Raw genomic sequence first — 12,228 nt, forward strand, 5'->3', positions numbered from 1 at the left:
GCCCCGGGCACCCGGTGGATCTAGGCTTGGCCGTGGCTCGCTCCGCGAGCCCGCCGGGCACCCCGCCCGGACCCACGGATCCAGAACTACGAATCGGAGCATCCAGCGATGGCTCGCCACCTTGTCACCAGTGCGCTTCCGTACATCAACGGCATCAAGCACCTGGGGAACATGGTCGGGTCGATGCTCCCGGCCGACGTCTACGCGAGGTACATGCGCCAGCGCGGGCACGACGTGCTGTACATCTGCGCCACCGACGAGCACGGCACGCCCGCCGAGCTGGCCGCGGCCGAGGCGGGCCTGCCCGTCGCGGAGTTCTGCGCCGGGGCGCACGAGACGCAGAAGAAGATCTACGAGGGCTTCGGGCTGTCGTTCGACCACTTCGGGCGCAGCTCCTCGCCGCAGAACGCCGAGACCACGCAGCACTTCGCGCGGCAGCTCAACGAGCACGGCTTCATCGAGGAGCGGGCGATCCGGCAGGTGTACTCGCCGGTCGACGGCCGGTTCCTGCCCGACCGCTACGTCGAGGGCACCTGCCCGCACTGCGGCTACGACCGCGCGCGCGGCGACCAGTGCGAGAACTGCACCCGCGTGCTCGACCCGACCGACCTGATCGACCCGCGCTCGGCGATCAGCGGCTCGACCGACCTCGAGGTGCGCGAGACCAAGCACCTGTTCCTGCTCCAGTCGAAGCTGCAGGCCGAGGTCGAGTCGTGGATCGACGGCAACAGCAAGGACTGGCCGCTCCTGTCCACGTCGATCGCGCGCAAGTGGCTCGCCGAGGGCCTGCACGACCGCGCCATCACGCGCGACCTGGAGTGGGGCGTGCCCGTCCCGGCCGACACGTGGCCCGAGCTCGCGGCCGAGGGCAAGGTCTTCTACGTCTGGTTCGACGCCCCGATCGAGTACATCGGCTCCACCCAGGAGTGGGCCGATGCCGCCGCGCCGGGCGAGACGCGCGACTGGAAGTCGTGGTGGTACGAGGCCGACGACGTCCGCTACACGCAGTTCATGGCCAAGGACAACGTCCCGTTCCACACGGTGATGTTCCCCGCCACGCAGCTCGGCGTCCGCGAGCCGTGGACCATGGTCGACTACGTCAAGGGCTTCAGCTGGCTGACCTACTACGGCGGCAAGTTCTCGACGTCGCAGAAGCGGGGCGTCTTCACCGACGCCGCGCTGGAGATCCTGCCGGCCGACTACTGGCGCTACTTCCTGATCGCGAACGCCCCGGAGTCCGACGACTCGTCGTTCACCTGGGAACACTTCGCCGGCACGGTGAACAAGGACCTGGCCGACACCCTCGGCAACTTCGTCAACCGCGTGCTGACGTTCTCGGCCAAGCGGTTCGGCGAGGCCGTTCCCGAGGGCGGCCAGCCCGGCCCGGCCGAGGAGAAGCTCGGCGCCGAGGTGACGCGGCTCCTGGCCGAGTACGAGGAGCACCTGGAGGCCCTCCAGTACCGCAAGGCCGCGAACGCCCTGCGCGCGCTGTGGTCGGCGGGCAACGCGTACCTCGTCGAGAAGGAGCCCTGGAAGCAGGTCAAGGTCGACCAGGAGGCGGCGGCGGTCTCGCTGCGCACCGCGATGAACCTGATCCACCTCTACGCGGTGGTCTCCGAGCCGTTCATCCCGCAGACGGCGGCCACGCTGCGCGGAGTGTTCGCCCTGGCCGACGACGCCGCGACCTGGGTCAGCCCGGACGCGGCGACGTCGCTCGACGCCGTGCCGGCCGGGACGCCGTTCACGGTGCCGCCGGTGCTGTTCGCCAAGATCAGCGACGACGACCTGGACGCCTACCGCGAGCGCTTCGGCGGCGGCGAGGCCTGAGCCCGGCGGGTCGGCGGCTGCGCCGAGTTCGGGGGTTGCGCCCAGTTCGGCAGCTTGCTGCGGCACGTTCGGCAGCTTGCCCGGGGCGTCGGCAGTTGGCATCGAGATCGGTACAGGCCTGAGCCGATCTCGATGCCAACTGCCGACGTCGCTGCGCCGCGTGTGCCAACTGCCGACGTCGTGGCGGCTGGCGCCGGGCCGGTCAGACCTGCGCGGCCGCGAGCTGCTCGCGGACCTGGCGCTTGGCGCGCGTCAGCATGCCCGCCATGCCGTTCAGGCGCAGCAGGCTGACGACCTTGGTCAGCCCGAGCTGCAGCGGGTAGTCCTCGGGCACGTCCAGCACCTGCTGCGCCGTCAGCCCGGTCAGGCCCTGGGCCAGGATCGACGCGAAGCCCCGGGTGGTGGGCGCCTCCTCGGGTGCGCTGGCGTGGAAGGCGACCACGCCGGCGTCGTCCACCTCGGCGAACGCGTAGACGGGGGACTGGCACTCCTGGACGCGCTCCAGCCGCTCGGGCGCGTCCGCGTACTTCTCGGGCAGCGGGGGCAGCTCGCGCGAGACCTCCAGCAGGAGCTGGAGGCGGTCACGCTCGGGCGTCTCGAGGAAGGCGTCCCGCAGCTCGGCGAGGGCCTCGGGCAGTTCGACGTCGTTGGTGCTCATCCGTTCATCCTTTCACCGCCGCACAGGCTCGGGCGAGCTCGCGGGCGGCGTCGTAGCGTGGCTGTATGGCTGAGAACAAGGGTTCTGACAAGGGGGCCGACGGCGGCCCGGACCGCTGGTCCCAGGACGTCACCGAGGGCAGCGACGCCCTGGACCTCGAGGAGGGCGTGTTCACCTGGGACGATCCCGCGCGGATCGCCCGGTCCCTGAAGAAGTCCGCGGAGGCGAGCGGCAGGCGCAAGAGCTCCCCGTACCGGTCGGCGATGTCGATGCTCACGTTCTACGTCAACCGCGCGGGCAAGGATCTCGACGCCGGCCAGCGCGACGTGCTGGAACGCGCCAAGGACGAGCTGCGCAAGGCCTTCGGCCGGGACTGACCTGTCAGCCCTCCCCGCGCGTGTCAGACGTACAGATCCCTCGGTTGACCTGTGGGTCTGACACGTGCGCCGGGGGCCTGTCAGACCGTGCCCGGCTCCGCGCCCGTGGCGACCGGGACGCGCACCGCGTTGCCCCACTCGGTCCACGAGCCGTCGTAGTTGCGCACGTCGGTGTACCCGAGCAGGTAGGTGAGCGCGAACCAGGTGTGGCTGGAGCGCTCGCCGATGCGGCAGTACGTGATGACGGCGCCGGCCGGGTCGAGGCCCAGGCCCGCGGTGTAGATCGCGTCGAGCTCCGCGCGGGTCTTGTAGGTGCCGTCCTCGGCCACGGCCGTGGCCCACGGGACGTTGCGCGCCGTCGGGATGTGGCCGCCGCGCAGGACGCCCTCCTCCGGGTAGTCCGGGATGGCGATGCGCTCGCCCGTGTACTCCTGCGGGGAGCGGATGTCGACGAGCGGGCCGCTGCCCAGGTGCGCCAGCACGTCCTCGCGGAAGGCGCGGACCGTCGTGTCGTCGCGCTCGACCGTGGGGTACTCGACCGGCGCGGGCGCCGGGACGTCGGTGGTGAGCTCGCGGCCTTCGGCGCTCCACAGCCCGCGGCCGCCGTCGAGCAGGCGCACGTCCTGGTGACCGAACAGCGTGAACACCCAGGCCGTGTACGCGGCCCACCAGTTGTTCTTGTCGCCGTACAGCACGATCGTCGTGTCGCGCGTGATGCCCTTGCTGCTCATCAGGGCGGCGAACGCGGCGCCGTCGAGGTAGTCGCGGATCTGCGGGTGCTGCAGCTCGGTGTGCCAGTCGACCTTCACCGCGCCGGGGATGTGCCCGGTCTCGTACAGCAGCACGTCCTCGTCCGACTCGACGACGACGACGCCCGGGTCCTTGAGGTGCTCGGCCAGCCACGCCGTGCTCACGAGCCGTTCGGGGTGGGCGTACTGCGCGATCTTGTCCGACGGGTCGATGGGAGCGGGCATGGTTCCTCCTCGATGAGCGTGCACTGTCGAGTCTAGGAACACGGGCGGGGTCGTGGATGATCCCGGCGGGGTCGGCTCAGGCGAGCCTTCGCTCCAGCACCCCCAGGTGCGCCCGCGCCCGCGCGGCCTGCGGGCCGCCCGGTTCGGCCAGCCGCGCCAGGCGCGTCCAGGCGACGTGGTCGTCGGTGCCTTCCTCGCGCGCGGTCCACTGCTCGACGGCGGCCAGGTCGTCGCACGCGTGCACCGCCCCGCGGACCTCCGCCTCCAGCTCCTCGCGCAGCCGCTCGACGCCCGGCGCGGTCGAGCGGCGCAGCAGCGGCTCCGGGTACGCCGACAGCGCGCCGCGGACGTCGCCCCGCCGCAGCCTGCCGCGGACCGTGTCGACGTCGGACCGCACCATCCGGGCGAGCCGGTAGGGACGCGAGCCGGCGAGCAGCGGGCCGCCGAGCACGCCGTCGGCCACGCGCCGCAGGCGGGAGATCTCCGCGCGGACCGTCACGAGCGACAGGTCGCCCGGGTGCAGCAGCACCGCCAGCTCCTCGGCACTCAGCCCGCGCGGGTGCTCGGCCAGGAGCAGCATGATCTCGGCGTGCCGCAGCGAGAGCCGGCGGCCGCGCAGCGTGGGCGCCCCGAGCAGGCGCAGGTCGGGTGCACGCTCGGCGGCACCGCCCGGGATCCCGCCGGCCAGGTCCGCGTCCGCGGCCGGGTCGTCGGCCCAGGGCGCGCCCCCGGCCTCCCGGCCGCCCGTGGCGCGGAGGGCGAGCTCCCGCTCGACCATGGCGACCGTGGCGCGCACGAGCGCGAGGGCCACGTGGGACCCGGCGGCGTTGCCGCCGGTCAGGTCGAGCACGCCGATGATCCCGCCGGCCGCGTCGTGCACCGGGGCCGCGGTGCAGCTCAGGCGCTGGACCGGCCGGGCGAAGTGCTCGGCCCCGAGCACCTGGACGGGGCGGCGCGTCGCGAGCGCGGTGCCGGGCGCGTTGGTGCCCACCGACTCCTCCCGCCAGACGGCGCCCTCGACGAACCCGACGCCGTCGACGGCGGAGCGCACCTGGCCGCGGCCCTCGACCCACAGGAGCCGGCCGACGTCGTCCGAGACCGCGACCACCAGGCCGTCGCCCGTCGCGCCGCCCACGAGGTCGCGCACCAGCGGCATGGCGACGGCCAGGGGGTGGGTGCTGCGGTAGTCGTCGAGGTCGTCCGACGTCGCGACCGGGACCGCGCTCGGCCGGTCGGGGTCCACACCGTTGCGCAGGCTGCGTAACCACGACGCCGCGACGACCGGGTCGATCCCGTCGGGCTCCTCGGAGCCGGCGGAACCGACGAAGCTTTCATAGGCCGCGCGAACCCAGCGCGCGTCGCGGTGTGGCACCTGCTGCATGCTGCCCCTGACGTTGTCCCGACGCCTTCGTCGAACCACGCCAGTCTAGGCATCGGACCAAGTTCATCAACAGGTTGTCCACCGTGATCCCCAAGTTGTCCACCGCCTGCGGGTGGTTTTCCACAGATCGACGACACATCACGTCTTCACCGCGCGGGACTTGGAATCTAGTCTTAGCGTCATTAGCACCGGTAGTTAAACGGGCTTCATGTCCGACAGATAGTTTTCACCAGAACTCTCTTTGGGGGAAGAGTTGAACACCATCGCTTTAGCTAGACCGGAATCGCAGATGCCTGACACCGATGAACCGGCCGGCGACAGTCGGCCCCAGCCGTTACCCGTGATCGACCCGGCGAGGCTGCCGGCTCTCGACACCCCGGCGCCGCCCCGCGAGCCCGAGGCAGGCCCCGACCTGGCAGGTGCCCGTGGCCGACGGCGCTGGACCTTCGGCGCCGCGATCGTCACCGCCGTCGCCGTGGCCGTCACGCTGTGGGCCATGTCGGCCCGCGCGGAGGAGACCGGCCGGATCGTCACCCTGACCGCCCAGATCGACACCCAGGTCACCAGCACCTCGGCCCGGTCGCACGACCTCGTCGCCGTCATGGACATGGCCGAGCGGGTCTACGAGCACTCGGAGGGCCAGGTCGCGGACCCGGCCACGCGCGACGTGCTCGCCGAGGCGCTCGCCGACGCGCGCCAGGCGGTGTCCCAGCGACTGACCGACGCCCCGCCGACGTCGGTGACGCAGGCCCGAACGCTGCTCGCGCAGGCCACCCACATGGAGAGCTCGCTCGACTGGGCGGCGGAGGACCTGCGGGTCGCCGTCGACATGGTCCAGCAGTCGCAGGGCGCCCAGCGCTCCCTGGACTCCCGCGACCCGGTCGGCAACCGCACGATCCTCACCGCACGCGACGCCTCCTGACCGCACTGCATCCAGCCGCACTGCGACCCGCCGGCTGCCGGGAGCGCTCGATCCGCCTCGAGAACGAACTCGGGGACCGAATCGCGCCGAGAACGGCAACCGGCCGCATAACCGGGGCGGCCCGGCCCGGGCAGGTATCCCCATATGCATTGACCGGGGCCGGATGAAAATTCCCGCTCGGTCCATGGTCGGTAAACTTCTTGCGGCGCATTCCGGGTGACTTTTGATATGCCGCAGCGAATGGGCGCCGCGCGCGATATTCGCCCGCATCGAGTTCACCCCAAGGCCGAGTAGGCCTCGACCAGGTCGACGAACTCCGCCCGCAGCCCGTACGGGTCGTCGCCCAGCGCACCCGCGGCTCGCTGCCGGACGCCGTCGAGGTTGGCCTGGCCCCGGTACTCCGACCCCGTGGCGATCAGCCCGAGCTCCGCGACGGCGGAGGCGAAGGCGAAGTCCGCCGTCGGCGTCCGCGTGAACGCGTCCGCGCCCACCGGGAACTCGACCTCGGTGCTCGCGCCGGCCGCCCCGCCGTCCGGCGTCTTGTAGCGCACGTGCACGGACATGAGGTCGCCGCCGACGTCGCCGCTCGAGCCCGCCGTGGTGCCGGCGGGGACCAGCTCGTAGAACGCCGTCACCGAGTGCCCGGCGCCGACGTCGCCGGCGTCCTTGGTGTCGTCGTCGAAGTCCTCGTCCGCCAGCCGCCGGTTGTCGTAGCCGATCAGCCGGTACGAGCGCACGGCCGCGGGGTTCAGCTCGACCTGCAGCTTCAGGTCCTGGGCCACCACGAACATCGTCGAGCCGAACTCGTCCACGAGTACCTTGCGCGCCTCGGCCAGCGTGTCGATGTACGCGTAGTTGCCGTTCCCGTGGTCCGCGATGGCCTCCATCGTGCTGTCCTTCAGGTTGTACATGCCGAAGCCCAGCACGGACACGTACACCCCGGAGTCCCGCTCCGCCTCGATCAGCTCCGTCAGCTCCTCGGGCGTGGCCGGGCCCACGTTGAAGTCGCCGTCGGTCGCCAGGATCACCCGGTTGTTGCCGCCGCGGACGAAGTTCTTCTCGGCCAGCTCGTACGCCGTGGTCAGGCCGGCCGCGCCGCCCGTGGACCCGCCGGCCCGCAGCGAGCGCAGGTGGTCCACCAGCACGCCGTGCTCCGAGCCCGGCACGGAGTCGGCGACCACGCGGTTGTCGCCCGCGTACGTCACGATCGACACCCGGTCGTCCTCGTCGAGCTGCTCCACCAGCAGCGCGAACGACTCCGCGAGCAGCGGCAGCTTGTTCGGCTCGTCCATCGACCCGGACACGTCGAGCAGGAACACGATGTTGTTCCCCTCCGACGCCGGCAGGGCCTCCGTGGCCTGCACGCCGACCATCGCGAGCTGGTGCTCCGGGTTCCACGGGGCCTTCGCGACCTGCGTCGACACCGAGAACGGGTGCTCGGCCCCGGCGGCGGGCGCCGGGTAGTCGTAGTCGAAGTAGTTGACGAGCTCCTCGATGCGCACGCCCTGCGGCGCCATGCCCTGGTTCACCTGGCGGCGCAGGTTCGAGTACGACGCCGTGTCGACGTCGGCCGAGAACGTGGACAGCGGGCTCGTCGCGACGTCCAGGAACGGCGACTCGGGGGAGTCGTCGTACTCCTCGCCGTCCGGCGGTTGGGTGGGCCCGGGCACCGGGCCGGGCGCCACGAGCCGTTCGCCGCTGGGCGCCTCGCCGCTCAGGGACTCCGGGGCGGGAGCGACGTCGGGGACCGAGAGGTTCGCCGTCTGCGCGGCGGTCCCCGACTCGTCGCCCCCGGCGGTGCAGCCCGCGAGCGCCAGCACCACGGTCAGCGCGGCGGCCAGGGGAACGATCAGGGGGAGCGCGGGGGACGTGCGGGTAGCGAGGTGCATGGGGGCCTCTCCTCGGGTTCGGCTCGTCGCGCGGCGTTGGTCCGGCGATCTGTCCTCATCTGTCCACATGTGCCGACGCGCGTCGTGCTTGCCTCCGCGAGGTCACGGTCGGGTTGCAACCCCGATGCAACGCCCCGCTGCCTAACCTCGCCGCACTCGGGTGCACCGGTGCGCCCGGGGCGTGGCTCCGCCGTCGGGCATCCCGGGGGCGGGCGCGAGATCCTGCGAGGAGGCAGACCATGACCGTGTACGCAGCCCCAGGTACCGAAGGTGCCATCGCGAGCTTCCGGCCCCGGTACGACCACTGGATCGGGGGCGAGTACGTACCCCCGGCCAACGGGCAGTACTTCGAGAACCCCAGCCCCGTGACCGGGCGGACGTTCACCGAGGTCGCACGCGGCGACGCCGACGACATCGACCGGGCCCTCGACGCCGCGCACGGCGCCGCACCGGCCTGGGGGCGCACCTCGGTCACCGAGCGCGCGATCATCCTGAACAAGATCGCCGACCGCATGGAGGAGCACCTCGAGGAGCTCGCGGTCGCGGAGACCTGGGAGAACGGCAAGCCGGTCCGCGAGACCCTGAACGCGGACATGCCGCTGGCCATCGACCACTTCCGCTACTTCGCGGGCGCGATCCGGGCTCAGGAGGGCTCGATCAGCGAGATCGACGGCGACACGATCGCGTACCACTTCCACGAGCCGCTGGGCGTGGTGGGGCAGATCATCCCGTGGAACTTCCCGATCCTGATGGCGGTGTGGAAGCTGGCGCCGGCGCTCGCGGCGGGCAACGCCGTGGTGCTCAAGCCGGCGGAGCAGACGCCGACGTCGATCCTGTTCCTGATGGAGCTCATCGCGGACCTGCTGCCGCCGGGCGTGGTGAACGTGGTCAACGGGTTCGGCGCGGAGGCGGGCAAGCCGCTGGCGAGCTCGTCGCGGATCCGCAAGATCGCGTTCACGGGTGAGACCACGACTGGCCGCCTGATCATGCAGTACGCGTCGCAGAACATCATCCCGGTGACGCTGGAGCTGGGCGGCAAGTCGCCGAACATCTTCTTCAGCGACGTCGCCGCCGCGCGGGACGACTTCTACGACAAGGCCCTGGAGGGCTTCACGATGTTCGCCCTCAACCAGGGCGAGGTGTGCACGTGCCCGTCGCGCGCGCTCATCCAGAGCGACATCTACCGCGACTTCCTGGCCGACGCCGTGGCGCGCACCGAGGCGGTCAAGCAGGGCAACCCGCTGGACACCGACACGATGATCGGCGCGCAGGCCAGCAACGACCAGCTCGAGAAGATCCTCAGCTACTTCGACATCGGCAAGGCCGAGGGCGCCAAGGTGCTCACGGGCGGGCACCGGGCCGAGCTGGAGGGTGACCTCGCGGGCGGCTACTACGTGACGCCCACGATCTTCGAGGGCAAGAACGAGATGCGGATCTTCCAGGAGGAGATCTTCGGGCCGGTGGTGGCGGTGACGGAGTTCGCTGACTTCGACGACGCCATCAAGATCGCCAACGACACCCTGTACGGGCTGGGCGCGGGCGTGTGGAGCCGGTCCGGGTCGGACGCCTACCGGGCGGGGCGCGCGATCGAGGCGGGCCGCGTGTGGACGAACAACTACCACGCCTACCCGGCCGCGGCGGCGTTCGGCGGCTACAAGGGCTCGGGCGTGGGCCGCGAGAACCACAAGATGATGCTCGACCACTACCAGCAGACCAAGAACCTCCTGGTCAGCTACTCGCCGAACAAGCTGGGCTTCTTCTAGGCCGGCGGCGCACGCCGAACGGGAGGCCGGGGGCCGGTACGTCCCCGGCCTCCCGCCCGGCGGTCCTGTCCAGCTCCGAGCTCAGGGAGGTTCCATGTCCGACGACGTTCGTCCCGGCCAGGCGGCCGGCTCGCCGCCCGCACGGGTCGCCGTGACCGACGACGCCGCCGCGCTGCTGGTCAAGCTGCGGGACAAGCACGGCGACCTGATGTTCCACCAGTCCGGCGGCTGCTGCGACGGCTCGTCGCCCATGTGCTACCCGGACGGCGACTTCATCACCGGGGACGCCGACGTGCACCTGGGCGACCTCGCGGTCGACTCGTTCACGGTGCCGGTCTGGATGAGCCGCAGCCAGTTCGAGTACTGGAAGCACACCCACCTGACGATCGACGTGGTGCCGGGCCGTGGCGCCGGCTTCAGCGTCGAGGCGCCCGAGGGGGTGCGGTTCCTCATCCGGTCGCGGCTGTTCACCGACGACGAGTGGGAGCTGCTGCGGGACTGACCCGGCGCGCGCGGCGCTCAGGTCTGGTCCAGCCGCGCGACGTCGTCGGCAGTCGCGAGGAAGAACGCCGCGAGCGCGAGGCCGTGCCTGGCCGCGGCGTCCCGCAGGGCCACGAACCAGGCGTGGTCGGTGATCGAGGCCGTGGCGGCGCCGGGTCGTTCCAGCATCACGAACACCGATGCGCCCGGCTCGCCGCCCAGGATGTCGTGCCATACCTGGCCCAGGTCGTTCACCGCGAGCACCTCGGGCTCGTCCGGCACCAGGTCCACGGGGACGATCACCGGCAGCGGGCGCCGCTCGCCGTCCAGCAGCACGAACCAGAGGGTGCGGCGGCGCGGCCGGATGTCGCCGTGCACGAACCGGGCGAAGGCGAGCAGGGCATCGTCGTCCGCCAGGGGATGGTCGGGAGTGAACTCGCTCAGTGCTGTCATGAGAACCAGTGTTGGCACCGGGTACTCGTGGATGCCGGTTTTCCACAGATGAATCTTCTTGGCGGATCGAAACGAGGGCTTGAAGTTGACGCGACGTCAACCTCTACGGTGGGGAACATGCAATGGTCCATCCAGGAGATCGCGCGGCTGACCGGCGTCACCAGCCGGACGCTGCGGCACTACGACGCCGTCGGGCTGCTGCCCGCCGTCCGCACGACGGACAGCGGGCCGCGCCGCTACGACCGCACCGCGCTGGTGCGGCTGCAGCGGATCCTGCTGCTGCGTGATCTCGGGCTCGGCCTCGGCGACATCGCCGAGGTGCTCGACACCCAGCGGGACGAGGCGCAGGCCCTGCGCACGCACCTCGTGTCGCTCCGGGAGGAGCAAGGCCGGCTCGCCCGGCAGATCGCGTCGGTCGAACGGACCGTCGCGGCGCTCGAGAAGGACCCCGACACCACGGAGGGACACATCATGGCCAAGGACATGCTCGACGGTTTCGACCACACCCGGTACGAGCAGGAGGTCACCGAACGCTGGGGGAGCGACGCCTACCGGCGCGGCGACACCTGGTGGCGCAGCCTCAGCGAGCAGGAGCAGCGGGAGTGGAAGGGCCGCGTCGAGGCGCTGAGCCACGACTGGGCCGCCGCCGCGGAGGCCGGCACCGACCCGGCCTCGGACGAGGCGCAGGCGCTCGCCGCACGGCACGCCGACTGGCTCGCCGGGGTGCCAGGCACGCCCGGCGCCGGGCAGCCGCTGCCCGACCGCGGCTACCTGCTGGGGCTGGCCGACATGTACGTCGCGGACGACCGGTTCGCCGCGAACTACGGCGGCACCGAGGGTGCCCGGTTCGTGCGGGAGGCCCTGCGCGTCTTCGCGGAGCGGGCCTACCCGGCCGGCGTCGGCCCCGAGGGCGCGAGCTGAGCCCGGTAGAGGTCGCGCAGGAGGCAGATCTCGCCGCCGTGCGCCATGGCCTCGCGGCTGAGGTGGGTCACCAGCGCGGCGATCGGGAAGTCGGCGTAGCCGACGCCCTTGGGGCCGATCGGCCGCATGAGGGACACGTCGTCCAGCGCCGCGATGCCGGCCTGCCAGGTCCGGTAACCCTCCTCGAGCATGGCCAGACCGGCGTCGGCCGTGATCGGGGCCTCCGGCCAGTGCCTGGGGTCGAACATGTCGGCGTCGGGCGGCGCGTCCGTCGGGCCGAACAGGGCCCGGGCGCGCCGCCCGAAGACGTCCCGGCCCACGTGCACCATGCGCCATGCGATGGTCGTCACCGGCGGGACCTCCGGCTCGGGCACCTCCTGCTCGAGCCGGGGCTCCCCGTCCGGCCCGGGGCGCACGCTCCACGCCGGCGAGGCGGGCTCCCACAGGTACTCGGCGTCCGTGAGGCCCTCCAGCCGGGGCCACAGGTGGTAGTCCCAGTAGAAGCTCAGCTGGTCCACGAGAAGGTCGCGCCACATGGCGGGCGCCGGTCCGGGCGGTATGGTCGGCTCCGTCGTCGTCATGC

12 protein-coding genes are annotated in these 12,228 nt (G+C 71.7%); 6 read left to right on the plus strand and 6 right to left on the minus strand.

Translation table 11 applies throughout. The features are described from left to right. Positions 1-108: 108 nt before the first annotated feature. Positions 109-1,827 (plus strand): methionine--tRNA ligase, encoded by a 1,719-nt coding sequence (gene metG, locus H291_RS0118325; RefSeq protein WP_020016468.1) that lies wholly within the window; start codon positions 109-111, stop codon positions 1,825-1,827. Between the two features lie 202 nt (positions 1,828-2,029). Here the strand turns inward: metG and H291_RS0118330 are convergent, their stop codons facing one another. Continuing rightward, positions 2,030-2,485, minus strand: coding sequence for a SufE family protein (locus H291_RS0118330; RefSeq protein ID WP_020016469.1), 456 nt, complete (start codon positions 2,483-2,485; stop codon positions 2,030-2,032). A gap of 65 nt (positions 2,486-2,550) precedes the next feature. Here H291_RS0118330 and H291_RS0118335 point away from each other — a divergent pair, with 65 nt between their 5' ends. Further along, the gene (locus H291_RS0118335; RefSeq protein WP_020016470.1) at positions 2,551-2,862 is read left to right on the plus strand and encodes a DUF3175 domain-containing protein; all 312 of its coding nucleotides are present in this window, start codon (positions 2,551-2,553) and stop codon (positions 2,860-2,862) included. Between the two features lie 80 nt (positions 2,863-2,942). Here the strand turns inward: H291_RS0118335 and H291_RS0118340 are convergent, their stop codons facing one another. Next, positions 2,943-3,836 (minus strand): sulfurtransferase, encoded by an 894-nt coding sequence (locus tag H291_RS0118340; protein WP_020016471.1) that lies wholly within the window; start codon positions 3,834-3,836, stop codon positions 2,943-2,945. A gap of 76 nt (positions 3,837-3,912) precedes the next feature. Continuing rightward, positions 3,913-5,217, minus strand: a complete 1,305-nt coding sequence (locus H291_RS0118345) for a GAF domain-containing protein (RefSeq protein WP_020016472.1) — start codon at positions 5,215-5,217, stop codon at positions 3,913-3,915. Between the two features lie 340 nt (positions 5,218-5,557). On the opposite strand from H291_RS0118345, the gene H291_RS0118350 reads away from it, so the two are divergent. Further along, positions 5,558-6,139: a hypothetical protein gene (locus H291_RS0118350; protein ID WP_020016473.1), complete on the plus strand. Its 582-nt coding sequence runs from the start codon at positions 5,558-5,560 to the stop codon at positions 6,137-6,139. 275 nt (positions 6,140-6,414) lie between these two features. On the opposite strand, the gene H291_RS0118355 is transcribed toward H291_RS0118350, so the two are convergent. Further along, the gene (locus H291_RS0118355; protein WP_020016474.1) at positions 6,415-8,028 is read right to left on the minus strand and encodes a vWA domain-containing protein; all 1,614 of its coding nucleotides are present in this window, start codon (positions 8,026-8,028) and stop codon (positions 6,415-6,417) included. A 239-nt stretch (positions 8,029-8,267) separates the two neighbouring features. Here H291_RS0118355 and exaC point away from each other — a divergent pair, with 239 nt between their 5' ends. After that, on the plus strand, positions 8,268-9,791 hold the full coding sequence (gene exaC / locus H291_RS0118360; RefSeq protein WP_020016475.1) for an acetaldehyde dehydrogenase ExaC: 1,524 nt from the start codon (positions 8,268-8,270) through the stop codon (positions 9,789-9,791). Between the two features lie 94 nt (positions 9,792-9,885). Continuing rightward, complete coding sequence (locus tag H291_RS0118365) at positions 9,886-10,293, plus strand: DUF779 domain-containing protein (RefSeq protein ID WP_020016476.1); 408 nt, start codon at positions 9,886-9,888, stop codon at positions 10,291-10,293. A 17-nt stretch (positions 10,294-10,310) separates the two neighbouring features. Here the strand turns inward: H291_RS0118365 and H291_RS0118370 are convergent, their stop codons facing one another. Further along, entirely contained in the window at positions 10,311-10,724 is a 414-nt protein-coding gene (locus H291_RS0118370; RefSeq protein WP_020016477.1) for a hypothetical protein, read from the minus strand. A 117-nt stretch (positions 10,725-10,841) separates the two neighbouring features. On the opposite strand from H291_RS0118370, the gene H291_RS30725 reads away from it, so the two are divergent. Continuing rightward, positions 10,842-11,645 (plus strand): MerR family transcriptional regulator, encoded by an 804-nt coding sequence (locus H291_RS30725; RefSeq protein WP_033327332.1) that lies wholly within the window; start codon positions 10,842-10,844, stop codon positions 11,643-11,645. On the opposite strand, the gene H291_RS0118380 is transcribed toward H291_RS30725, so the two are convergent. After that, the gene (locus H291_RS0118380) at positions 11,609-12,226 is read right to left on the minus strand and encodes a DinB family protein (protein ID WP_232216095.1); all 618 of its coding nucleotides are present in this window, start codon (positions 12,224-12,226) and stop codon (positions 11,609-11,611) included. The two genes, H291_RS30725 and H291_RS0118380, sit on opposite strands and share 37 nt — an antisense overlap. Between the last annotated feature and the right edge of the window lie 2 nt (positions 12,227-12,228).

The sequence above is a fragment of the Promicromonospora sukumoe 327MFSha3.1 genome, from assembly GCF_000385135.1.
GTDB lineage: Bacteria > Actinomycetota > Actinomycetes > Actinomycetales > Cellulomonadaceae > Promicromonospora > Promicromonospora sukumoe_B.